This window comes from Teichococcus globiformis, assembly GCF_042646265.1.
In the GTDB taxonomy this organism is placed as follows: Bacteria; Pseudomonadota; Alphaproteobacteria; order Acetobacterales; family Acetobacteraceae; genus Pseudoroseomonas; species Pseudoroseomonas globiformis.
This window is the reverse complement of record NZ_JBHRTN010000018.1, coordinates 410,265-431,355: the sequence shown is the minus strand read 5'-3', so window position 1 is coordinate 431,355 and position 21,091 is coordinate 410,265. Positions and strand designations below refer to the sequence as shown.

Below are 21,091 nucleotides of genomic sequence, written 5' to 3'. Positions count from 1 at the left end.
GCTGCAGAGAACGTTCTCGGATGCGCCGGCGAAGTCAATGTGCCGCAGATGACAGATTCGTGATCCTGGTGGTTTCGGAGGGTCTCCGGTCCGCCGGACATAACAGATGCGTGAGAAGTGCCGCAGTATTGCTCTTCCCACCGGAGGTTGATGGCCTCTGTGCGCGGCGTGTCTACATGAGGGCCTGGATAGCCGGAGTTCCGCCATGGAAAATACGTCGCGGAAGTCGGTCTCGCCCCGGCAGCGGCCCGTCTGGGAAAGAACGATCACTGGCGTGATCATGCCGGGTGTTGCCTTGGGTCTGGCAGCAGGGCTGACGGTGACGCTGGGCACGCTGGTATGGTCCGGTTTGCACACCACCCCTGCCGCTGAGCAGCGGGTCGAGGCGCGCATCGCCACCCTGTCGCCATCACCGGCGCCCGAGGCTCCGCTGTTCGAGCGGTCCGACGAACCTGCGGCCTTGCAGCATGATAGCGGCGAGGCCGAACGCGACGCCTTGCTGGCGGAAGTGGAGCAGCTTCTGCGTCAGGCGGACGCGCTGGATGCCCAGCTGGATCGCATCCAGGGCGGCCGAAACGTCTGGCCGCCGCTGGAGGCACTGGGCTCGCCTGACGTCGAGGACGTGCCCCTTCAGGAGCAGCCTTCGATTGCCGCCCTTGCCGAGCCGGAGGTCGCGGCGTCCGGCCGTGTCGCCGCTCCGCCCGTCCTGCCGGGACAAGCCGCGCCGGAGGGCCTCGCGGTCGCGCCGGTTCCGGTGCCCGACATTGCGAGATCCGCCGACACGGCCCTGGCCCTGCGGGCGGTGCCGCCTGACATGGCGTCACGCGCACAGGAACCGGCTGTCCGCTCGGCGCACGCTGCGGTTGCGACGCGGGATCAGCGCCTATCCGCACAGGTGAGGCAGGCTTCCGTCGCGGTCCGGCCGATGACGGTAGGGCTGCAACAACGCTGTCGCGCCATTGTTCTCAGGGCGCAGCTTGGAGAGGAACCGTCACATGCAGACCAGAACTTCCTGCGCGAAGGGTGCCGCTGACCGGCCCGCGTGGTCCCGGGGGGCACTGTTGCGGGGGTTCTGGCGCGCACCGGTGCTGGCAGCTTCGCTGGGCGTCGGATTGCTGGCCGGATGTGCCCTGCCGGGAGGGCAGGGAGGTAGCACTCGCGCCGGCGTGGAGCTTCCCATGCGCGTGGCTGATGCACCCAAGCCATCGCGGGAGGCGCAGAGCCTGGACGATGCGGTGCGCGACCTGACAGTGTCGCTGTTCGACCGGGCGCGGATCGACCCGCCCACCGGCTCGGGCCGCTACGACCTGGTGATCGATCCGCTGATCGACCGTGCCACCGGCAGCCAGAACACCACCACGCGCGGCATGGAAACGCGCATGGCGGAGATCGTCCGCACCCGCTATCCCGATTTCGCGCTGCGTCCTTTCGGAACGGAGAGCCTTGCGCAGCAGCCGATCGTCCTGATGGGCGCGATCACGGCCGTGGCTGGTCCCGGCATCATCCCGGCCAGCAGCAACGCACGTCCCGGTACTTACCGCATCTGGGCCGTGCTGGGCGATCTGCGCACCGGCAAGGTGGTGTCGCACGAGACCGCCTGGGTGCGGGCCGAGAATGTGGACCCGACGCCCACCGCCTTTTTCCGCGACAGCCCGGCCTGGGCGGCGGAAACGATCACCGAGGCCTATCTGCAGACCTGCGCCCGCGATCCCGGAGAGCCGATTGATCCGCGCTACCTGGAGGCGCTGCAGGCTCAGGCCCAGCTCGCCGACGGCATCCGGGCCTACGAGGCCGGACGGTACGAGGCGGCGCTGGTCTCCTACGAGGCGGCGGCCGCGCAGCCTGGCGGGGACGCGCTGAAGGCACGCAACGGCGCTTATCTCAGCAACCGGGCTATGGGCCGGGCCGATGCCGCCGAGCAGGCTTTCGGCCGGGTCGTGGATTACGGGCTCGATCACGGCACGCTGGCGGTGAAGTTCCTGTTCCGCCCCGGCACAACGGCTTTCTGGCCGAACCGGGAAATCAGCGGCGATTATCCGATGTGGCTGCGGCAGATCGCCGAGCGCTCCGCTCCGCGCAACATCTGCCTCGACCTCAACGGCCATGCCAGCCCCACCGGCGCAACAGCCTGGAACGAGCGCCTTTCGCTGGGCCGTGCCCAGACGGTGCGCCAGGAACTCGTGGAGCAGCGCCCGGTGTTGGCGCAGCGGACGGAAGCGCAGGGCCTTGGCGCCAGCATGCCGCTGATCGGCACCGGCACCGATGATCTGACCGACGCTTTGGATCGCCGGGTCGAGTTCATCACGGAGGCCTGCCCCATCCGTCAGGCGGCACGATAGCTCAACCGGGGTTGCGCAGCGCTCCGGCGCTGGGTCCGGGGGGCGCATGCAACACCACCCGCCCATCGTCCAGCCGGGCGATGCCGGACGCCACCCAGCCCAGGGCCGCGGGATACAGGCGATGCTCCTGTTCCAGCACCCGTGCGGCCAGGGTGGCTTCGCTGTCGTCCATCAGTACGGGCACGGCGGCCTGGGCGATGATCGGCCCTTCATCGACGCCGGGCGTTACCAGATGCACGGTGCACCCATGCAGCCGGACGCCGGCCGCCAGCGCCCGCGCATGGGTGTCGAGCCCGGGAAAGGCCGGCAGCAGGGATGGATGGATGTTCAGCATCCGTCCGGCCCAGCGCGCCGTGAAGCCCTCGGTGAGCACACGCATGAAGCCTGCCAGCGCAATCAGCTCCACGCCCCGCGCCGCCAGCACCTCCTCCATGGCCACCTCGAAGGCGGCACGGTCGCGACCCCAGCGGCGGGATTCCACAACCGCTGTGGAGATGCCGGCGGCCTCGGCGCGGGCCAATCCGGCGGCATCCGCCCGGTTGGACAGCACCAGCACGATCTCGGCCGGGTAGGCAGGGTCGGCCGCGGCCTGCAACAGGGCCGACATATTGCTGCCCCGCCCCGAGATCAGGATGGCGGTGCGGCGGCGGTTGGTCATGCGGCCGGCCAGTTGGGCGACAGGTTCTCCACCCGCACGGCAGGGGCGGCGCCTTCATCCCCGGCCTGGATGGTGCCGAGGGTGAACACCGTTTCGCCCGCATCGGTCAGTAGGGTAGTGGCGGCATCCACATCGGCGGGCTTCAACACCAGGCACATGCCGATGCCGCAATTGAAGACCCGCAGCATCTCCTCCGGCGCCACATTGCCGTGGCGGGCCAGCCAACCGAACACCGGCGGCAGGGTCCACGCCGTGGCGTCGAGCACGGCCACCGTGCCCCTGGGCAGCACGCGCGGCAAATTGCCCGGCAGGCCGCCGCCGGTAATGTGGGCCGCGGCCTTCAGCAGCTTCGCCTTGTGCAGCGCCAGCACGGACTTCACGTAGATCCGGGTCGGCGCCAACAGCGCTTGGCCCAGCGTCTCGCCCGCCGTGCCGAAGGAGGCGGGGCTGTTCACACCCTGGTTGGCGGCGGCCAGGATGCGCCGCACCAGTGAAAAGCCGTTGGAATGCACGCCCGAGGCGCCGAGACCGAGTACCACGTCCCCTGGCGCCACATCGGGCTTCGGCAGCAGGCCGTCCCGCTCCGCCGCACCGACGGAGAAGCCGGCCAGGTCGTAATCATCCTTGGCGTACATGCCCGGCATCTCGGCGGTCTCGCCGCCCACCAGCGCGCAGCCCGCCTGGCGGCAACCTTCGGCAATGCCGGAGATCACCGCGCGGGCCTGCGCCAGCTCCAGCTTGCCGGTGGCGAAATAGTCCAGAAAGAACAGTGGCTCGGCACCCTGCACGACAAGGTCGTTGACGCACATGGCAACCAGGTCGATGCCCACCGCGTCATGCATCCCGGTGTCGATGGCGAGCCTCAGCTTGGTGCCGACGCCGTCGGTGGAGGACACCAGGACGGGGTCCGTGTAGCCGGCCGCCTTCAGGTCAAACAGCGCGCCGAAGCCGCCCAGCGAGCCCATGGTGCCGCTTCGGTCGGTGGAGCGGGCGAGGGGCTTGATGGCATCGACAAGGGCGTCGCCGGTTTCGATGTCAACGCCGGCGTCGCGGTAGGTGAGACTGGTCATGGGGGGGCCCGATCGGCTATGCGCAAAAGACCCGGACGGAACTGGATCGCGATCCCGGGCATCCAAGGGGGCGGAATGCAACATTTTCGGCGCTTCGCCGCAACCGCTGTCGTGATGGGGCTGGGTTGCGGAGCGGTTTCGCAGCCCGCGGGCGCACAGGCCCTGCCGCCCCTGACCGATGTCGCTTCCCCTGCCGTGATCAGCGCCACCACCCAGCGCGGGGTGCCGGCCGAGGCCACGGCGGAGAACGCCGTGATCGCCCGTACCCGTGCCATCGCTTCGGCGCAGCGCATCGCCTATGAGCGCATGGCCAGCGAGATGGGCTTGCCCCGTGGGTTGAGTGACAGCCAGATCGACAACATGGTCAGCTCCATCATTGTTGAGGAAGAGCGGACCAGTCGCACCGGCTACAACGGCCGGCTCACGGTGAACTTCAATCCCAACCGCCTGCCGGGGGCAGGGGGAGGAACATCCGGCACCGCTGCGGTCGGCACCGGCGCCGCCGCTCCACCCGTGGTGCCTCGCGCGCCGGCCGTCGGCCATGTGCAGGCCGATGTTCGCTATGGCGGCTTCCGCGACTGGCTGGAGATCCGGCGCCGGCTGGCGGTCAGCCCGGAGATCGCGACGGTGGACATCGAATCCATTGCCGTGGACGGTGCAAGGCTGAGGCTGGGCCTGCGCCGGGATGCGGCCAGCGCCGCGCAGGTCCTGCCGACCTCCGGCCTTTCGGTGCTGCCCCTGGATGGCGGCGCCGTGCGCCCCGCCGCGCAGCCCGCAGCCATTCCAGGCCGGCTGCCGCCGCCGGTGCCCTGGGGTGCCGCGGCGCCGCCGGTTGCCCCTGGCGCCGCGGCACCGCCCGTGAACCCGGGGGGCGCGTCCGGGGGGCAGAACGAAATGGTTTGGCAACTCGGGCTGACGGGTGGGCTCTGAGCCGGCGGAACGGAGCGGGGCAGGGGCGGCCGGGGGCGGGCTTCTGCGCCTGCTGCCCAATGCCATCACCCTGGCCCGGCTTTGCGCCGTTCCGGCCACGCTCTGGCTGATCATCCACGACCGGCTGGATCACGCCTTCTACCTATTCGCAGCCGCAGGACTTTCGGATGCGCTGGATGGCTGGCTGGCCCGCCGGTGGCAGGTGCAATCGCCTTTCGGCGCTGCGCTCGACCCGTTGGCCGACAAGGCGCTGCTGATCTGCACCTATATCGGGCTGGCCTGGCGCGGCGTGCTGCCCGACTGGCTGGCCATGCTGGTGGTGTTCCGCGACGTGCTGATCATGGGAGGGGTGGTGTTGCTCGGCTACCTCGGCACGGTGCCGCGGATGGCGCCTCTGCGCATCTCGAAGTGGAACACGGCAGCGCAGATCCTGCTGGCGGCTGCGGCCCTGCTGGTGGCAGGCTTCGCGCTGCCCGGCGATAGGGTGCTCGACTGGCTGATCTGGGCGGTGGCGGCGACCACCCTGCTGTCCGGCCTCGCCTACGTCGTCCATGCCCTGCGCGGCGGGCCGGCCGATGACGCCGGCAAGGGGCCGGAAGCACCGAAATGAAGCCGCAGACCCCGCCAACACTGCCGCCCCGCGAGCCGCCTTCCGCACCGGCGCGCTTGCCGCCCACCCTTGGCCTGCGCCCGGCGCGGATGCGCAACGCCACGCGCGGGCAGCGCATCGCGCTGGCCGTCGGGCTGGGGCTGGCGGTACTGTTTTTGCTCTGGCTGTTCTCGGCCATCCTGACGCCCTTCGTGCTGGCCGCTTGCATCGCCTATTTCCTGGACCCGGTGGCGACGCGGCTGCACCGCCTCGGCATGCCGCGCGGCCTGGCCTCGCTCCTGCTGGTCGCGGGACTGATGGCGCTGGCGCTGCTGGCCCTCCTGTTGCTCTACCCCCTTGTGATCTCCCAGGTCGGCACGCTGCTGGCTCGGCTGCCGAGCTACATCGCCGGCGTCGGCGCCGCGGTGCAGGAGGCGGTGGCGGCGCTGGAGCAGCGCTTCGGTCCGGAGGTGTTCGACACCAGGCTGCGCGACCTCGCCGTGTCCCAGGTCGGTGCCATCCTGTCCTTCCTCGGCACGGCGGCGACCCGGCTGATCGGCGGCGGCTACGCCCTCTTCTCGGTCTTCACCCTGGTGGTGGTCACTCCGGTGGTGGCCTTCTACCTGCTGCGCGACTGGACCGGCATGATGCTGCGGATCGAGCGGCTGTTGCCGCGCCGCTATGCCGCCACGCTCCGGCAACTCGCGCGTGACACAGACCGTGTGCTGTCGGCCTGGTTGCGCGGGCAGCTGCTCTGCTGCGCCATGCTGGCGGTGTACTACGCCATCGGCCTGTCTGCTGTAGGGCTCGAGCTGGGGCTGATGGTCGGGCTGACCTCGGGGTTGCTGTCCTTTATCCCTTATGTCGGCTCCATGACGGGGCTGGCCACGGCGCTGCTGCTGGCGGTCGGGCAGTTCGGCACCTGGAACGGAGTGGCGCTGGTGGCTGCCGTGTTTGTCACCGGGCAGATCGTCGAGGGGTACATCATCTACCCCCGCCTGCTGGGCGACCGGGTTGAGTTGCACGCGGTGTGGGTGATCTTCGCGCTGTTCGCCGGTGGCGTGGCCTTCGGATTCCTGGGCGTGCTGCTCGCGGTGCCCATGGCGGCGGCCATCGGCGTGCTGGCGCGCTACTGGATCCGCCGCTACCTGGAAAGCCCGCTCTACCTCGATCCGCCGCGAACAGGAGAGTGATGCTGGCCGACCGCCAACTGGCCCTGCCGCTTCACCTGCCGAGCCTGTTTCGTGGCGAGGTGCTGCCTGACCGATCCAATGCCGAAGCGAGGGCCTGGCTGGCACGCGTAGAGGAATGGCCCGTCGGCCGGCTGGCGATCTTCGGTCCGGAAGGGGTGGGCAAGTCGCACCTTCTGCGCCTCCAGGCGGCGGCGCATGGCTGGCGGGTGCTGAACGGACCGTCCCTGCGCGGCGTGCCGGAACCGGCGCCCACGGTGCTCGACGATGCCGATGCCGCGGCCGAGGAAGCGGCGCTGTTCCACCTGATCAATGCCTGCGCCGCGCAGCGCCTGCCGCTCCTGCTGGCCGGCCGCAGCCCGCCGGCCCGTTGGCCAGTGGAATTGCCGGACCTTTCCAGCCGGTTACGTGCCACGGCGGCCGTGGGCATCGGTGAGCCATCGGATGCCCTGCTGGCGACTCTGCTGGCCCGCCATTTCGCCGAGCGGCAACTGCGCGTATCCGAGGTCGTGCAGGACTGGCTGCTGGCGCGCCTGCCGCGCGAGGCCGCCGCCATCGCCGCCGCCGCCGCCCGGCTGGACCGCGCGGCGCTGGCCGCGGGCGGAGCAGTGACCCGGGCCCTTGCCCGCGCGGCTCTCGCCGACTGGCCTGGCTTCAGCGGCGCCGATGACGTTTCCATGGAGTTTTCCGACGCCGCCTCGCCGGCTGCACCGCCCTTGCTGTAGGCTGTCGCCCATGGACAGCGAAGCCAGATCCGCCGACATGCCGCAGAACGAAGCCGCCGCCGAACCCTCCACTGCGGAAACCGCCGTGCAGGATGCCCACGGCATCCAGCCTGCGCTCCCGCGCAATGGCCGCAACGGTGCCGTCCGCACCGCCGCCAGGGAACCGACGATACCGGCCATCGACCCGGCCTCGCCCGAGCGCTTCATCAACCGCGAGCTGTCCTGGCTGGATTTTAATGCCCGCGTGCTGGAAGAGGCCGCGAATCCGAACCACCCGCTGCTGGAGCGGCTGCGCTTCGTGGCAATTTCGGCGTCGAACCTGGACGAGTTCTACTCGGTCCGTGTTGCGGGGCTCGTGGGACAGGAACGGGCAGGCATCCAGCCCTCCTCCGTGGATGGCCGCACACCGGGCCAGCAGCTTTCCGCCGTGCATGCCCGCGCGGCCCGCCTGACCAACGAGCAGCAGGCCACCTGGCAGAAACTGCGCGGCCAGATGCGGCAGGCCGGCATCGTTGTGTGCGCGCCGGAGGAGGTGACGGAGGCCGAGCGTCACTGGCTGGAAACCTACTTCCAGGACCGCATCTTTCCCGTGCTCACACCGCTGGCGGTGGATCCGGCGCACCCATTCCCCTTCATCACCAATCTTTCGCTTTGCATGGTGCTGAAGATGGTGCGCGAGGAGGATGGCGGGACCATGCGCGCCCTGCTGCCCATCCCGCCGCAGATCGAGCGCTTCATCCGCCTGCCGACCACGGAAGATGTGGCCCAGGCCACGGTGGGCAGCGCCCCGATCCGCTTCCTGCGGCTGGAGGACCTGATCACCCTGTTCCTGCCGCGCCTGTTTCCCGGCTACGTGAATGCCGAGCAGGGATTGTTCCGCCTGATCCGCGACACCGATGTGGAGTTCGAGGAGGAGGCGGAAGATCTCGTCCGCTCCTATGAGAGTGCGCTGAAGCGCCGCCGCCGTGGCCGCGCCATCCAGCTCTCGGTGGATGCCGGGATGCCAGCGGACCTGATGGATTTCGTGGTGGAGGAGCTGGACGCGCCGCGCGCCGAGATCTTTGTTGTTGAAGGGCTGCTCGGCATGGCGGACCTGAAGCAGCTGATCGTGGATGATCGGCCGGACCTGCTCTTCACTCCCTATACCCCGCGTTTTCCCGAGCGCATCCTGGATTTCGGCGGCGACTGCTTCGCGGCGATCCGGGCCAAGGACATCCTGGTCCACCACCCGTACGAAAGCTTTGACGTGGTGGTGCAGTTCCTGCGCCAGGCGGCGCGCGACCCGAGCGTCGTCGCCATCAAGCAGACCTTGTACCGCACCAGCCGAGACAGCCCGATCGCCCGCGCCCTGATCGAGGCCGCGGAACTCGGCAAGTCGGTCACCGCCATGGTGGAGCTGAAGGCGCGCTTCGACGAGGAGCGCAACATCGCCCTCGCGCGGGAGCTGGAAGCGGCCGGAGTGCAGGTGGTCTACGGCTTCGTGGACCTCAAGACCCACGCCAAGGTGTCGCTCATTGCCCGACGCGAAGGCAGCATCCTGCGTTCCTACGCGCATTTCGGCACCGGCAACTACCACCCGGTGACGGCGCGCATCTACACCGACCTGTCCTTCTTCACCGCCGACCCTGCCCTGACGCGGGATGCACATAAGCTGTTCAACTTCATGACCGGCTATGCGCGGCCCGAAGCGATGGAGAAGCTCGCCTTCTCGCCGCTCACCATCCGCCCGGCCCTGCTCGGCCTCATTGAGCAGGAGATCGCCCATGCCCGGGAAGGCCGGCACGGCGCCATCTGGCTGAAGATGAACTCCCTGGTGGATGAGCAGCTGATCGATGCGCTCTACCGCGCATCGGAAGCGGGGGTGAAGGTGGATTGCGTGGTGCGCGGCATCTGCTGCCTGCGCCCGGGCGTGCCCGGCCTGTCGTCCAACATCCGGGTGAAATCCATCGTCGGGCGCTTCCTGGAGCATTCCCGCGTCTACATCTTCGGCAACGGGCAGCGCCTGCCGTCGCGCAAGGCTCGGGTCTATATCTCCAGCGCCGACTGGATGGCCCGCAACATGGACTGGCGCGTGGAAACCATGGTGCCGGTCGAGAACCCCACCGTGCATGCCCAGATCGTCGATCAGATCATGGTCACCAGCCTCAAGGACACGGCGCAATCCTGGCAGCTCCGGCCCGACGCCTGCTGGCGCCGCCTGCCCCCGGGTGCGCAACCGGTGTCGGCCCATGAGTATTTCATGACAAACCCCTCGCTCTCGGGGCGGGGCAGTGCTTTGAAGCGGACCGCGGCCCCCGCCGACCCGGTTCGCCGGCGGCAGGACCGCGTGACGCAGGACTAGGGATAATCGCATCTTGGACAGCCTTCCCCCCGCCGCTGGATTGGCGCATCCCCCCCGCAGCGGGATCGTCGATCTGGGTTCCAACTCGGTGCGCCTCGTGGTGTTCGAGGGTCGGGGGAGAAATCCGCTGGCGATCTTCAACGAGAAGGCGGTGCTGGGCCTTGGACGCGGGCTGCAGACCACCGGCCGGCTGAATGACGAGGCAGTGCCTCAGGCGCTGACGGTGCTGGAGCGCTACGCCGCCATTGCCAGGGGCATGGGTGTGGCGCCGCTGGAGGTGCTGGCCACCGCCGCGGTGCGCGATGCGGAGAACGGGCCGGAATTTGCCGCCGCCATTGCCAAGCGCATGCCGGGAGTTCCCATCCGCATTCTGGAAGGCGAGGAAGAGGCGCGGCTCTCGGCGGAGGGCGTGCTGCTCGGCTTCACGGGAGCGGACGGTATCCTGGGCGATCTGGGCGGTGGGTCGCTGGAGCTGGTGGAACTGTCACAGGGGCGTGCCGGCGCCATGGCCTCGCTGCCGCTCGGCGCCATCCGCCTGGCAGACCGCGCGGAGGGCGACGTCACCCGTGCCCGCGCCATCGCCGAAGCCGAGCTGGGCCGGCTGCCTTGGCTGGAGCACGGCAGGGACCGGGACCTCTACCTGGTCGGCGGCGCCTGGCGGGCATTGGCCAAGATCCACATCGCCCAGACCTCCTATCCGCTATCCATCGTGCATCATTATGTGCTGCGGCGGGAAGAGGCGCGCGATCTCTGCGGCCTGGTGATGGGTGCCACCCGGCGGACTCTGGAGAAGCTGCCGGGGGCTCCGTCCAAGCGCCTGCAGGACTTGCCCTTCGCCGCCGTGGCGCTGCGCCGCCTGCTGCGGGCTACGGGCGCGCGGCGTGTTGTCTTCAGCGCAAACGGGTTGCGGGAAGGCTGGTACGCCGTGCAACTGGACCCTGCGACCCGGCGGGAAGACCCTTTGCTGACGGCAGGGCGCGAGATGGCCGCACGTTATGGCCGCGACACGGAACTGCCGGCCGCGCTTTGCACCTGGACCGCGCCGCTCTTCGCGGAGGAAAGCTCCGCCGCCACCGCGCTGTGCGAGGCGGCGTGTTGGCTGTCGGACATCGGCAGCCACGACCATCCGGATTACCGCGCGGAGCAAAGCTTCTTGCGCGTGCTGCGGCAGCCCGGCATCGGGCTGGACCACCATGAGCGGGCTTTTCTCGCCCTCGCCGTGGCCCTCCGCTACGAGCAGGAAGGCGACGCGGCCTGGCTCCACACTGCCCGGATGCTGCTGGACAGCGTATCGCTGCACCGGGCGGAGATTTTGGGGGCCGCGCTGCGGCTGGCCTATACCTTGTCCGGCGGCACGCCTTCGCTGCTGAAGGGCGCAAGCCTGTCGAGAACAGCCGAAACGCTGACCCTGCGGCTGGTGGAGGGAGGCGGCGTCTTTGCCGGCGACAGCGTGCAGCGCCGGGTGGAAACGCTGGCGGCCACGCTGGGCCTCAGTGCCGTGGTCGAGCTCGCTCCCGGCAGCGTCTGAGCCGGGGCGGAGCGGACTGCCCCCTCGTGCGGCGCGCTGGAGCCTGAGGGCCGAACCGCTCAGGCCCGGACCCGCCGGAGGCACGGCACTGATCCGCCTCAGCTCTGGATCAGCTTCACCTTGCGTCCCTCGACTCCCAGCGCCAGGCGGCCGCCTTTCAATGCCAGCGCCGACTGCCCGAAGATCTGTCGCCGCCACCCATGCAAGGCCGGGATCTGCGGCTCTGCTTCCGTTGCCAGCCGTTCCAGCTCGTCGCTGCTGGCGATCAGGCGTGGCGCCACATGGTGCTCCTCGGCCTTTGCCGCCAGCAACACCTTGAGCAGCGCGATCAGGGCGGGGGAGGCCGGCGCGCCCTGCTGGCGAGGGTCGCGTGGCGGCTCGGGCAAGGCAGAATCCGGCAGGGCCTTCGCCTCCGCCAGTGCTGCCAGCAGCCCGGCACCCGCCTTGCCATCGGCAAAGCCCTTGGTGATGCCGCGTGCGCGGGACAGTTCGGCCGCGGTGGCGGGCTGGGTGGCCGCGATCTCCAGCAGCGTCTCGTCGCGTACCAGGCGCTGCCGGGGAATGTTGACGCGCTGCGCCTCCCTTTCGCGCCAGGCCGCGGCGGCCTTGATAGCGGCCAGGTAGCGGCGGTTGCCGGTGCGGGGCTTCAGCCGCTCCCAGGCGGTCTCCGGGTCCTGCCGGTAGGTGGCCGGGTCGGTCAGCTCAGCCATTTCCTCGGCGACCCATGACAGCCGGCCATCCTGCGTCAGCCGCTCCACCAGGGCGGTGTAGACGCGGCGCAGATGGGTCACGTCGGCAGCGGCGTAGTTGATCTGCGCCGCCGAAAGGGGACGGGCCGACCAGTCGCTGAAGCGGTGCGCCTTGTCGATCGAGGCATTGGCCAGGCCGCGCACCAGGCTGTCATAGGAGGCCTGGTCGCCGAAGCCTGCCACCATGGCGGCGATCTGGGTGTCGAACAGTGGGCGAGGGGGCGCGCCAAAGCGGATGATGCAGATTTCCACATCCTGCCGCGCCGCGTGGAACACCTTGGTTACGGCAGGGTCGGCAAACAATTCGCCGAGCGGCGCGAGGTCGATGCCCTCGGCCTGCGCGTCGATCACGGCGACGTCGTTCTGCCCGCCGAGCTGCACGACGCAGAGCTCAGGCCAATAGGTCCGCTCGCGCATGAATTCGGTATCGACCGTGACAAAGGACTCGCTGCGCAGGCGGGCGCAAAGCTCGGCCAGCGCCTCGGTGGTGGTGATGAGGACCGGGTCCGGATCCTGCGCGGTGGTGCGACGACTCATGCACAAGGGTTTAGCGAAGCCACGCCGAGCCGGAAAGTGCGCCACGCGCGGCTGCCTCAGGCGTGCTTTCCCTTGACAGGGGCGGGTCTAGCGCCCCTTCTGCGGCCCTTTGCGTCTGATCCCCGGGGTTTGATCGATCCATGCACGCCTATCGCACCCACAACTGCGGCGCGCTGCGCGCCAGCGATTCGGGCAAGACCGCCCGCCTTTCCGGCTGGGTGCACCGCAAGCGTGACCATGGCGGTCTGCTGTTCATCGACCTGCGCGACCATTTCGGTCTGACGCAGTGCGTCATCCCCGCGGGCTCCGAAGTTTTCGCCGCCGCCGATGCCATCCGTCCCGAAAGCGTCATCACGGTGACGGGCGAGGTCGTGGCGCGCGAAGGCGCTACGGTGAATGACAAGCTGCCTACCGGCGCCATCGAGCTGCGGGTGCAGTCGCTTGAGGTGCAATCCGCCGCGGAGGTGCTGCCCATCCAGGTGGCCGGCGAGCAGGAATTCCCTGAGGAGCTGCGCCTGCGCTACCGTTTCCTGGACCTCAGGCGGGAAAAGCAGCATCGCAACATCATGCTGCGCGCGGGCGTCATCGCCTCCATCCGCCGCCGCATGATCGAGCAGGGCTTCACGGAGTTCCAGACGCCCATCCTGACGGCCTCCTCGCCCGAGGGCGCGCGCGACTTCCTGGTGCCGTCGCGGAACCATCCTGGCACCTTCTACGCCCTGCCGCAGGCGCCGCAGCAGTTCAAGCAGCTGGCCATGGTGGCGGGCTTCGACCGCTACTTCCAGATCGCCCCCTGCTTCCGCGACGAGGCCTCGCGCGCCGACCGCTCCCCGGGCGAGTTCTACCAGCTCGACTTCGAGATGAGCTTCGTCACCCAGGAAGACGTCTTCGCGGCGATCGAGCCGGTGATGGAAGGCGTGTTCAACGAGTTCGGCGGTGGCCGCAAGGTGACGCCCGCGCCGTTCCCGCGCATCGCCTACGACGCCGCCATGCTCGACTACGGCTCGGACAAGCCGGACCTGCGCAATCCGCTGAAGATCACCGATGTCACCGAGCCGTTCCGCGATTCCGGCTTCGGGCTGTTCTCCAAGGTGGTGGCAGGCGGCGGCATCGTCCGCGCCATCCCGGCGCCGGGCGCCGCGGCGAACCCGCGCGGCTTCTTCGACAAGCTGAACGAGTGGGCGCGCGCCGAGGGCGCCGGCGGCCTGGGCTACATCCAGTTCGCGGAGGAGGGGCCGAAGGGTCCCATCGCCAAGAATCTGGAGGCTGACCGCGTTGAGGCGATCCGCGCGGCCTGTGGGCTGAAGGCCGGCGACGCCGTGTTCTTCGCCGCAGGCAAGAAGGACGAGACACCGAAATTCGCCGGCAAGGTGCGCACGAAGCTTGGCGAGGAGCTGAAGCTGATCGAGGAAGGTGAGTTCCGTTTCTGCTGGATCGTCGACTTCCCGATGTACGAGCTGAACGAGGAAACCAAGCAGGTCGATTTCAGTCACAACCCGTTCTCCATGCCGCAGGGCGGGCTGGAGGCGCTGAACACGATGGACCCGCTGGAGATCAAGGCCTTCCAGTACGACATCGTCTGCAACGGCATCGAGCTGTCCTCCGGCGCCATCCGCAACCACCGCCCCGACATCATGGTGCGTGCCTTTGAGATCGCCGGCTACACCGCCCAGGATGTCGAGGACCGGTTCGGCGGCATGCTGAACGCCTTCCGCTACGGCGCGCCGCCGCATGGCGGCTCGGCGCCGGGCATCGACCGCATGGTGATGCTGCTGGCCGACGAGCCGAACATCCGCGAGGTCATCCTGTTCCCGTTGAACCAGCAGGGGCAGGATCTGATGATGCATGCACCTGCTCCGGTGGACGCGGCGCGGCTCAAGGAGCTGTCGATCAAGCTCGACCTGCCGCCGGCGAAGCCGGCCGCCAAGTCCCAGGGCTGACGCGCCGCGCTACCGAAACCCCTGCCAAAGCGGCCAGGACCGCCTAAGTGTAGCGGATGGCCCTGGCCGGGCCGTTTGTCCGGGCCAGACCGAGAAAAGGATCGCCCGATGCGCCAGCGTCTGCCCGCTGTTACCGTGCTTGCTCGTCGCCTGGCGGTGGCGGGCCTCCTGGCCACGCTTGCCACGCCCGCCGTGCACCCTGCCGCCGCGGCCACCGCGTCGTCGCCTGCCGTCGCTCCACACCGGGCGGCCTATGTGCTGAAGCTCGACCGCATTCGCCAGGGCGGCGAGGTGATGGGGGCCGAAGGCGCCATGGCGTTCGAGGTGATGGATGCCTGCGACGGTTGGACCACCCGGCAGCGCCTGCAACTCACGGTGGCTGACCGCTCCGGCTCGCTGATCGAGACGGCGTCGGAGTATTCCACCTGGGAAAGCAAGGACGGAAAGCGGCTGCGCTTTACCCTAACGCAGTCGGCCCAGGGCGCCGTCACCCAGCGCGTCAGCGGCGAGGCGGAGCTGAAGAGCGAGGCCGATGGCGGCTCCGTCCGCTACGAGATGCCGGCGCAGACCGAGGTGGCGCTGCCGCCCGGAACTCTGCTGCCCATGGCCCACACCATCCGCACGTTGGAACTGGCTCGCGCGGGCAAGAAGATGCTGGTGTCGCCACTATTCGACGGGACCAGCGAGGATGGGGCGCAGGACAGCACCACGGTGCTTGGCGGCTGGACGCCGGGCAAGGCCGAAGCGCGTTTTCCGCTGATGGTCAATGAAGGCAGCGCGAAGATGCGCATCGCCTTTTTCGGCAAGGATGCCGCCAGTGCCGCGGGCGTCAGCGCCCCCGAGTACGAGGTGGGGCTGCGCTACTACGCCAATGGCGTGGCCGACGAGATGAACATGGATTTCGGCGACTTCGCCGTGAATGGCGTGATGGAGAAGCTGGAGCGGCTGCCTGGCGGCTGCTGACGCCCACACGCCCGGAGGGGCGGATCCTGTTGTCTGGCTGGCGGTCTCCCTGTCGGGCCGGGCATCACCGGAAAGGGTCGAGGCCCCTTCCGGCGGGACATCACCCGGCCTGACCGAGCGTCCAGTATCCCGCTGCCTTGATCCAGCGCGGATCAGCGCCTTTCTCCTCCGTGATCAGTGCTTTCACTGCCTTTGCCACTGCTGCCTCGCAGGCGATGAAGGAGAAGTAGTCGCCGGTCGGGAACTCGGCTTCCGCCAGCGCCCGCAACAGCCGGGCCGGGTCGCCGGCCGGGCTGCCGCCGCGATGCACCCACCGGATCGTCGTTCGCGCCCTGCTGGCCAGCGGATACTCGTCTTCCTGTCCGTTCACCTCGGCGACTACCAGGGCATTTGTGCTTTCCGGCAGTTCCTCCAGGCGGCGGGCGATGGCGGGAAGGGCGGTGTCGTCGCCCACCAGAAGGTGCCAGTCAAAGGCCACCGGCACGATCAGGGAGCCGCGTGGCCCGCCGATCAGCAACCGATCGCCGGGGCGTGCCTTGGCGGCCCAGGCCGTGGCTGGCCCGGCTTCGTGCAGGGCGAAGTCGATGTCCAGGGTGCCGGCGGCGGCATCATGGGCGCGCGGCGTGTAGTCGCGCATCGCTGGTCTCTCATCGCCCGGAAAAACCAGCCCTTCCGGACCCTGTTGCGGCAGGATGGCAGGATCCTGGCCCGGTTCCAGAAAGAACAGCTTCACATGGTCTCCAAAGCCGGGGCTCTGGAAGCCGGCCAGATCCGGCCCTTCCAGCGTGATGCGCAGCATGTGCGGCGTCAGCTTCCGCACCGCGCGCACTGTCAGGCGCCGCAGGCGGATCTCATGGCGCAGCCGGCGCGGCGCGCGCGGATCTGCCGGTGGGAGGATTTCGTTGAAGCTCATTTCAGCATTGTTCCAGACGTTGCGCGGCGTCATCCAGCAGGGCGGCGACGGCGTCGGCCTCCGCCTCGGGCAGCGGGCCGCGCGCCAGCCGGGCCCGCAGGGCCATGCGCAGATGGGCGATGGCCAGGGTGATCTGCGGCGGGCGGCCTGGGGCGCCCTCCGGTTGCAATCGGACCAGCAAGGCTTGCATCAGCGGAGCCTGCGCCGCCATCTCGACTTCGCCCTCGGGCGTGACGCGGTAGCTCTTGCGGCCCGATTCATCCGTCTCCGACGAAGCGTGCCCCATCTCCTCCAGCAAGGCGAGGGTGGGATAGATGGCGCCGGGGCTTGGCACATAGGCTCCGCCGGTGCGTTCCTCGATGGCGCGGATCAGCTCGTAGCCGTGGCGGGGGCGTTCACCGATCAGGTGCAGCAGCACCAGCCGCAGGCCGCCCTGGCCAAAGATCCGGCCCTGACCATGACGGCGGCGTTGCGGCGGCTGCTCGTCATGATGGTGGCGGCAACGTCCATGATGGGGAGAGATGTCGCCCGATGGGACGGCGTTGCGGCGGCGGGGAGCATGGTGAAGATGGTGCATCAAGTCCTTTCCACAGTTTCGATATATCGAAAATTGGCTTGATCTGGAAGCGGAGCCGGCATCTTGCAAGCCCTGCCGCGGCGGCGCATTCCAGTCCTGTTCCAGGCGGCTCTGGCGCCTGCGACGAGGGCGAGGCATCCTTCCGTCGTGGCGCGGCCCCGCTGGGTCGCTCCGGAAGAATGATGGAGCGTGACACCATGCGAATCCTGCTGGTGGAAGATGATGCCGAGGTCGGCCGCTTCGTGCGGAAGGGCCTGCAGGAGGCGGGGCACACCGTCGAGCATGCCGCCAACGGGCGGGACGGCCTGTTCATGGCGGCGGGCGAGAGCTTTGACCTCCTGGTGCTGGACCGCATGCTGCCCGGCGGGGTCGATGGCGTGCGGCTGGTGGAAACGCTGCGCGGCCAGGGTAACCATACGCCGGTTCTGTTCCTGTCCGCCCTGGGCGGGGTGGATGAGCGGGTGAAGGGGCTGAAGGCCGGCGGCGATGACTACCTGGTCAAGCCCTTTGCCTTCGCGGAACTGCTGGCGCGTGTCGAGGCACTGGGTCGCCGCCCGGCCGTGGATGCGCCCGCGACACGGCTCAAAGTGGCCGATCTGGAGCTGGACCTGCTGTCCCGCACCGTGACCCGCGCCGGCAAGAAGATCGACATCCAGCCGCGTGAATTCCGTCTGCTGGAGCATCTGATGCGCCATGCCGGGCAGGTCGTCACCCGCACCATGCTGCTGGAGAAGGTGTGGGACTACCATTTCGACCCGCAGACCAACGTGATCGATGTTCACGTTTCCCGCCTGCGGCAGAAGCTGGACAAGGGGCACGACAAGCCGCTGATCCACACCATCCGCAATGCCGGCTACATGATCCGCGGCGAGGCCTGACGCTCCGCCCATGCCCTATCAGCGGCGGCGCCAGCAACACCCGGGTCCGGTCTGGCGCCTCTTCTCCTCCGCCGGCTTCCGCTTCGCCGCACTGTTCGCCGCGGTGTTCCTGGTCGCCGGTCTCGCCTTCGGCGCGGTGCTCTGGTGGGGTACCGCCGGCGCCCTGGAGCGGCAGACCGATGCCGCCATCCGCGCCGATGCGCATGCCTTGTCGGACCGCTGGCGCGCTGCCGGCCCGGCGGCCGTGGTGGATGCCATCGAGGAACGGCTGGCGGTCGATGCGGAGGGCCAGACGCTCTACCTGCTGCAGGATGCCTCCGGGCGGCGCCTCGCCGGCAACCTGGCCGAGCTGCCGCGCCGCGCAGGGGAAGCCTCTTGGCACAGCACCACCCTTGACCATGGCGACGCCCCGCCCGGCGATGGCCGCCTTTACGTGATGAACTTGCCAGGCGGCCTCCGCCTGGCCGTGGGGCGCGAGGTCGGAGAAAAGCAGCGGCTTCGCGGCTTGTTGACGGAGGGGCTGATCTGGGCCGCCGGTGCGGCGCTGGTCTGCGCCGTCACCGGCGCCGCGCTGATGCGGCGGGCGCTGGAGCGGCGGTTGGCCCAGGCTTCGGCCACGGCCGCGCTGATCGCCGGCGGCGACCTTTCGCCGCGCGTGCCGCTTTCCCCGCATGACGACGAATTCGACCGGCTCGGCGCCAGCATGAACACCATGCTGGACCGCATCGCCCAGCTCATGGACGGGGTGCGCGGAGTTTCCGACGCGATCGCGCATGATCTGCGCACGCCCATCGCCCGTGCCCGCAACGGGCTGGAGGAGGCGTTGCTCGACGAGTCGGACGATCCGGTGGCGCTGCGCGGCGCCATCGAACGCGGCATCGGGGACCTCGACAACGTCACCCGCGTTTTCCAGGCCGTGCTCCGCATCGCAGAGGTGGAGCATGGTGCGCGCCGTGCCGCTTTCGCGCCACTCGATCTGGCCACCCTGCTGGCCGATGCGGCCGAGCTGTACGGCGCGACAGCCGAGGAGCATGGACAAACTCTGGAAACGGAATGGCCCGCGACCTTGCCACTGGTGGGCGACCGCGACCTGTTGCTGCAGGTGGTGGCCAACCTGCTGGACAACGCCGTGAAGTTCAGCCCGCCAGGCGCGACAATCCGCCTGTCCGCCGCGTTGGAGGCGGGGGCCATCATTGTGGGTGTCGCGGATCAGGGGCCTGGGCTTTCGGTGCCGGACCGTGCCCGGGTGGGCGAGCGCTTCTTCCGGGCCGACACGGCCCGCGCCACGCCGGGATCGGGTCTGGGGCTTTCCCTTGTGCGGGCCGTGGTGCGCATGCATGGCGGCTCGCTGTGGTTCGAGGACGCGGCGGGGACGCCGGAACGGCCCGGCCTGCTGGTGCTCTTCCGCCTGCCGCTGCCGGGCGAGGCGCAGGGCGAGGGGTCGCCATCTTCGGCCTGCAGCGCGGGCAAGGCTCCCGCCGCCGCCGCCCCGGCAAGCCGCGACGTGCCGTGACCGGCCCTCCATGACCGAGGCTTCATGCCGCGATCATCGCGGCGCAGGGCGCCGGGGGTCATTGTGGAGCCCATGGGCCTGTCTTCGTACAGCTTGCTGCTGCTTCTCCTCGTTGCGCCGATGGCCGAGGCGGCGGAACTGCGCGTGCTGTCGCCAACGCGCGCGGACTGCGCCGATCTGGCGGCGCGCCTGGCGCGCGAGCCGCGCAGCCGGCAGGACACGCTGCGCGATCTGGCGCGCGAAGGGGAAAGACTGTGCCAGGCCGGCCATGTTCGCGCCGGTCTCGCCCGGCTCCGGCGGGCCCTGCGTGCGGCACAGCAACCATCCGGGAACCGGGCACCCTCTGCCGCCGACCTGCCGCCGGCCCTGGTCGATGGAACCCTGGCCGCGCGTTGAGCCAGCGCGGCGGTGCTGGAGATGAGCAACGCAGCTGGCGACCGGCCTGATTCCCGGCTGGCGGGAATGGCCTTGTCCGTTCGTGGACCACGGCAGGTGATGCACGTCGCGGTGTCGGCGGCAGGCAGCCTTTCAGCGGGGATTGGCCTTGCCCGCTTCGCCTATGTGCCGCTGTTCCCAGCCCTGGTGGCGGCAGGGTGGGTGGATGGCGCCGGCGCCGGCCTGTTGGGCGCCTGCAATTTCACCGGCTACCTGGCCGGTGCCCTGTTGGGGCGGCATGTGGGGCGGCGGCTTGGCATCCCCATCTCGCTCGACCTGGGCATGGCGTTGGTGGTGATGTCCTTTCTGTTCTGCGCCATGCCGCTGGGCCTGTTCTGGCTGGCGCTATGGCGCGCCCTTGCAGGGCTGGCGGGAGGCGTGATGATGGCCCTGGCCGGTCCCGCGGTGCAGGCGGCCGTGCCGGCCGAGCGGCGCGCGGCAGCCGGTGGCATCGTGATCTCGGGCGTGGCTGTCGGCATCGTCCTGGGCGCCGTGCTGGTGCCGGCCCTGCTGGAGGCGGGGGTGGTTGCAGCCTGGTTGGGCCTCGCCGCCGCCGCCGCGCTGCTCTGGCTGGTGATTCGGCGAGCCTGGCCCGCCCCGGCCGCCGAGGCCACGCAGCTGCCCCGCAGCACACCGCCGCCGCCCCGTGCCGGGGCGCTGCTGGCCGCCTATGGTCTTTCCGGCGCCGGCATGGCGGCGCCCATGGTTTACCTGGCGGATCTGGCGGTGCGCGGGCATGGGCTGGAGGGTCTGGCCGTGTCGCTGCTGTGGGTGCTGTTCGGGCTGGGCGGCGTGGCGGGAACGCTCGGCGGCGGGCGATGGACGGCCCAGCTGGGAGGGCGCCGCGCCATGCTGATCTGGATGCTGGTGCAGGTCGCCGCGCTGGGCGTCGCGCTGCTGCCGGGCGCATGGACGGTGCTGCTGGCGGCATTGCTCTCGGGCTTTTCGGGGGTGGGTGTTTCGGCGGTGGCGCTCACCGCTTCGCGCATGCTGGCGGGGGCTTCGGTGGGTATCCTCTGGGTGCGAGCCACGGCGATCTTTGCCGCCGCGCAGGCCCTCTGCGGCTTCGGCCTCGCCGCGCTGTTCCGCGTGACGGCCGAAAGCCACGAGGCGGTGTTCGGCACGGGGCTCGGCTTTTCCATTCTGGCCGTGCTGCTGGCCTTGGCCATGCCGCGCGGCTGAGCGCCGGCGGCGGCTGGACAGGCAGGCGTTGGGA

General features: G+C 69.6%; 19 protein-coding genes. 14 read left to right on the top strand and 5 right to left on the bottom strand.

Going from position 1 to position 21,091, the window contains the following annotated elements:
• Positions 1 to 205: 205 nt before the first annotated feature.
• Both ACFOD4_RS16275 and ACFOD4_RS16270 read left to right on the top strand, forming a co-directional pair.
• Positions 206 to 1,033: a hypothetical protein gene (locus ACFOD4_RS16275; protein ID WP_379598070.1), complete on the top strand. Its 828-nt coding sequence runs from the start codon at positions 206 to 208 to the stop codon at positions 1,031 to 1,033.
• Complete coding sequence (locus ACFOD4_RS16270) at positions 996 to 2,339, top strand: OmpA family protein (protein ID WP_379598068.1); 1,344 nt, start codon at positions 996 to 998, stop codon at positions 2,337 to 2,339. The genes ACFOD4_RS16275 and ACFOD4_RS16270 overlap by 38 nt, the downstream gene beginning before the upstream one ends.
• A gap of 1 nt (position 2,340) precedes the next feature.
• On the opposite strand, the gene purN is transcribed toward ACFOD4_RS16270, so the two are convergent.
• Together purN and purM are read right to left on the bottom strand one after the other, a co-directional pair.
• Complete coding sequence (purN, locus tag ACFOD4_RS16265; RefSeq protein WP_379598066.1) at positions 2,341 to 2,997, bottom strand: phosphoribosylglycinamide formyltransferase; 657 nt, start codon at positions 2,995 to 2,997, stop codon at positions 2,341 to 2,343.
• Complete coding sequence (gene purM, locus ACFOD4_RS16260) at positions 2,994 to 4,067, bottom strand: phosphoribosylformylglycinamidine cyclo-ligase (RefSeq protein WP_379598064.1); 1,074 nt, start codon at positions 4,065 to 4,067, stop codon at positions 2,994 to 2,996. The genes purN and purM overlap by 4 nt, the downstream gene beginning before the upstream one ends.
• Positions 4,068 to 4,142: 75 nt before the next feature.
• On the opposite strand from purM, the gene ACFOD4_RS16255 reads away from it, so the two are divergent.
• From ACFOD4_RS16255 to ACFOD4_RS16230, 6 genes are read left to right on the top strand one after another with little or no spacing between them, the layout of a single operon-like run.
• Positions 4,143 to 4,997, top strand: a complete 855-nt coding sequence (locus ACFOD4_RS16255; protein WP_379598062.1) for a hypothetical protein — start codon at positions 4,143 to 4,145, stop codon at positions 4,995 to 4,997.
• Positions 4,987 to 5,607 (top strand): CDP-alcohol phosphatidyltransferase family protein, encoded by a 621-nt coding sequence (locus ACFOD4_RS16250; protein ID WP_379598060.1) that lies wholly within the window; start codon positions 4,987 to 4,989, stop codon positions 5,605 to 5,607. The genes ACFOD4_RS16255 and ACFOD4_RS16250 overlap by 11 nt, the downstream gene beginning before the upstream one ends.
• Complete coding sequence (locus ACFOD4_RS16245) at positions 5,604 to 6,779, top strand: AI-2E family transporter (protein WP_379598058.1); 1,176 nt, start codon at positions 5,604 to 5,606, stop codon at positions 6,777 to 6,779. Before ACFOD4_RS16250 ends, ACFOD4_RS16245 begins: the two co-directional genes overlap by 4 nt.
• On the top strand, positions 6,779 to 7,501 hold the full coding sequence (locus ACFOD4_RS16240) for a chromosomal replication initiator DnaA (protein WP_379598056.1): 723 nt from the start codon (positions 6,779 to 6,781) through the stop codon (positions 7,499 to 7,501). Before ACFOD4_RS16245 ends, ACFOD4_RS16240 begins: the two co-directional genes overlap by 1 nt.
• Positions 7,502 to 7,511: 10 nt before the next feature.
• Positions 7,512 to 9,842 carry an RNA degradosome polyphosphate kinase gene (locus ACFOD4_RS16235; RefSeq protein WP_379598054.1) on the top strand — a complete coding sequence of 777 codons (2,331 nt, stop codon included), beginning with the start codon at positions 7,512 to 7,514 and terminating at the stop codon, positions 9,840 to 9,842.
• A 13-nt stretch (positions 9,843 to 9,855) separates the two neighbouring features.
• Positions 9,856 to 11,370 carry a Ppx/GppA phosphatase family protein gene (locus ACFOD4_RS16230; RefSeq protein ID WP_379598052.1) on the top strand — a complete coding sequence of 505 codons (1,515 nt, stop codon included), beginning with the start codon at positions 9,856 to 9,858 and terminating at the stop codon, positions 11,368 to 11,370.
• Between the two features lie 98 nt (positions 11,371 to 11,468).
• Here the strand turns inward: ACFOD4_RS16230 and rnd are convergent, their stop codons facing one another.
• Positions 11,469 to 12,656, bottom strand: a complete 1,188-nt coding sequence (gene rnd, locus ACFOD4_RS16225) for a ribonuclease D (RefSeq protein WP_379598050.1) — start codon at positions 12,654 to 12,656, stop codon at positions 11,469 to 11,471.
• 140 nt (positions 12,657 to 12,796) lie between these two features.
• On the opposite strand from rnd, the gene aspS reads away from it, so the two are divergent.
• Both aspS and ACFOD4_RS16215 read left to right on the top strand, forming a co-directional pair.
• A complete protein-coding gene (gene aspS / locus ACFOD4_RS16220; protein ID WP_379598048.1) occupies positions 12,797 to 14,596 on the top strand; it encodes an aspartate--tRNA ligase in 1,800 nt (599 codons plus the stop codon).
• A gap of 108 nt (positions 14,597 to 14,704) precedes the next feature.
• On the top strand, positions 14,705 to 15,559 hold the full coding sequence (locus tag ACFOD4_RS16215) for an EipB family protein (protein WP_379598046.1): 855 nt from the start codon (positions 14,705 to 14,707) through the stop codon (positions 15,557 to 15,559).
• 100 nt (positions 15,560 to 15,659) lie between these two features.
• On the opposite strand, the gene ACFOD4_RS16210 is transcribed toward ACFOD4_RS16215, so the two are convergent.
• Both ACFOD4_RS16210 and ACFOD4_RS16205 read right to left on the bottom strand, forming a co-directional pair.
• A complete protein-coding gene (locus ACFOD4_RS16210; protein WP_379598045.1) occupies positions 15,660 to 16,472 on the bottom strand; it encodes a siderophore-interacting protein in 813 nt (270 codons plus the stop codon).
• A gap of 1 nt (position 16,473) precedes the next feature.
• Complete coding sequence (locus ACFOD4_RS16205; protein WP_379598044.1) at positions 16,474 to 17,049, bottom strand: PadR family transcriptional regulator; 576 nt, start codon at positions 17,047 to 17,049, stop codon at positions 16,474 to 16,476.
• 197 nt (positions 17,050 to 17,246) lie between these two features.
• Between ACFOD4_RS16205 and ACFOD4_RS16200 the strand changes: the two genes are divergently transcribed.
• The 4 genes from ACFOD4_RS16200 to ACFOD4_RS16185 all read left to right on the top strand — a co-directional run bounded on the left by ACFOD4_RS16200 (position 17,247) and on the right by ACFOD4_RS16185 (position 21,057).
• Complete coding sequence (locus ACFOD4_RS16200) at positions 17,247 to 17,927, top strand: winged helix-turn-helix domain-containing protein (RefSeq protein ID WP_379598042.1); 681 nt, start codon at positions 17,247 to 17,249, stop codon at positions 17,925 to 17,927.
• A 10-nt stretch (positions 17,928 to 17,937) separates the two neighbouring features.
• Positions 17,938 to 19,440 carry a sensor histidine kinase gene (locus ACFOD4_RS16195; RefSeq protein ID WP_379598040.1) on the top strand — a complete coding sequence of 501 codons (1,503 nt, stop codon included), beginning with the start codon at positions 17,938 to 17,940 and terminating at the stop codon, positions 19,438 to 19,440.
• Between the two features lie 72 nt (positions 19,441 to 19,512).
• Complete coding sequence (locus ACFOD4_RS16190) at positions 19,513 to 19,836, top strand: hypothetical protein (protein ID WP_379598039.1); 324 nt, start codon at positions 19,513 to 19,515, stop codon at positions 19,834 to 19,836.
• A 21-nt stretch (positions 19,837 to 19,857) separates the two neighbouring features.
• Positions 19,858 to 21,057 carry a YbfB/YjiJ family MFS transporter gene (locus ACFOD4_RS16185; RefSeq protein ID WP_379598038.1) on the top strand — a complete coding sequence of 400 codons (1,200 nt, stop codon included), beginning with the start codon at positions 19,858 to 19,860 and terminating at the stop codon, positions 21,055 to 21,057.
• Positions 21,058 to 21,091 lie beyond the last annotated feature (34 nt).

Excerpts from the sequence above, each read along its gene's own strand:
- ACFOD4_RS16185 (WP_379598038.1), top strand. The coding sequence starts at position 19,858 with ATGAGCAACGCAGCTGGCGACCGGCCTGATTCCCGGCTGGCGGGAATG.
- ACFOD4_RS16270 (WP_379598068.1), top strand. The coding sequence starts at position 996 with ATGCAGACCAGAACTTCCTGCGCGAAGGGTGCCGCTGACCGGCCCGCG.
- ACFOD4_RS16240 (WP_379598056.1), top strand. The coding sequence starts at position 6,779 with ATGCTGGCCGACCGCCAACTGGCCCTGCCGCTTCACCTGCCGAGCCTG.
- ACFOD4_RS16195 (WP_379598040.1), top strand. The coding sequence starts at position 17,938 with ATGCCCTATCAGCGGCGGCGCCAGCAACACCCGGGTCCGGTCTGGCGC.
- purM (WP_379598064.1), bottom strand. The coding sequence starts at position 4,067 with ATGACCAGTCTCACCTACCGCGACGCCGGCGTTGACATCGAAACCGGC.
- ACFOD4_RS16205 (WP_379598044.1), bottom strand. The coding sequence starts at position 17,049 with ATGCACCATCTTCACCATGCTCCCCGCCGCCGCAACGCCGTCCCATCG.
- ACFOD4_RS16215 (WP_379598046.1), top strand. The coding sequence starts at position 14,705 with ATGCGCCAGCGTCTGCCCGCTGTTACCGTGCTTGCTCGTCGCCTGGCG.
- purN (WP_379598066.1), bottom strand. The coding sequence starts at position 2,997 with ATGACCAACCGCCGCCGCACCGCCATCCTGATCTCGGGGCGGGGCAGC.
- ACFOD4_RS16255 (WP_379598062.1), top strand. The coding sequence starts at position 4,143 with ATGCAACATTTTCGGCGCTTCGCCGCAACCGCTGTCGTGATGGGGCTG.
- ACFOD4_RS16210 (WP_379598045.1), bottom strand. The coding sequence starts at position 16,472 with ATGAGCTTCAACGAAATCCTCCCACCGGCAGATCCGCGCGCGCCGCGC.
- rnd (WP_379598050.1), bottom strand. The coding sequence starts at position 12,656 with ATGAGTCGTCGCACCACCGCGCAGGATCCGGACCCGGTCCTCATCACC.
- ACFOD4_RS16200 (WP_379598042.1), top strand. The coding sequence starts at position 17,247 with ATGCGAATCCTGCTGGTGGAAGATGATGCCGAGGTCGGCCGCTTCGTG.
- ACFOD4_RS16235 (WP_379598054.1), top strand. The coding sequence starts at position 7,512 with ATGGACAGCGAAGCCAGATCCGCCGACATGCCGCAGAACGAAGCCGCC.
- ACFOD4_RS16190 (WP_379598039.1), top strand. The coding sequence starts at position 19,513 with ATGGGCCTGTCTTCGTACAGCTTGCTGCTGCTTCTCCTCGTTGCGCCG.
- ACFOD4_RS16245 (WP_379598058.1), top strand. The coding sequence starts at position 5,604 with ATGAAGCCGCAGACCCCGCCAACACTGCCGCCCCGCGAGCCGCCTTCC.
- ACFOD4_RS16275 (WP_379598070.1), top strand. The coding sequence starts at position 206 with ATGGAAAATACGTCGCGGAAGTCGGTCTCGCCCCGGCAGCGGCCCGTC.
- aspS (WP_379598048.1), top strand. The coding sequence starts at position 12,797 with ATGCACGCCTATCGCACCCACAACTGCGGCGCGCTGCGCGCCAGCGAT.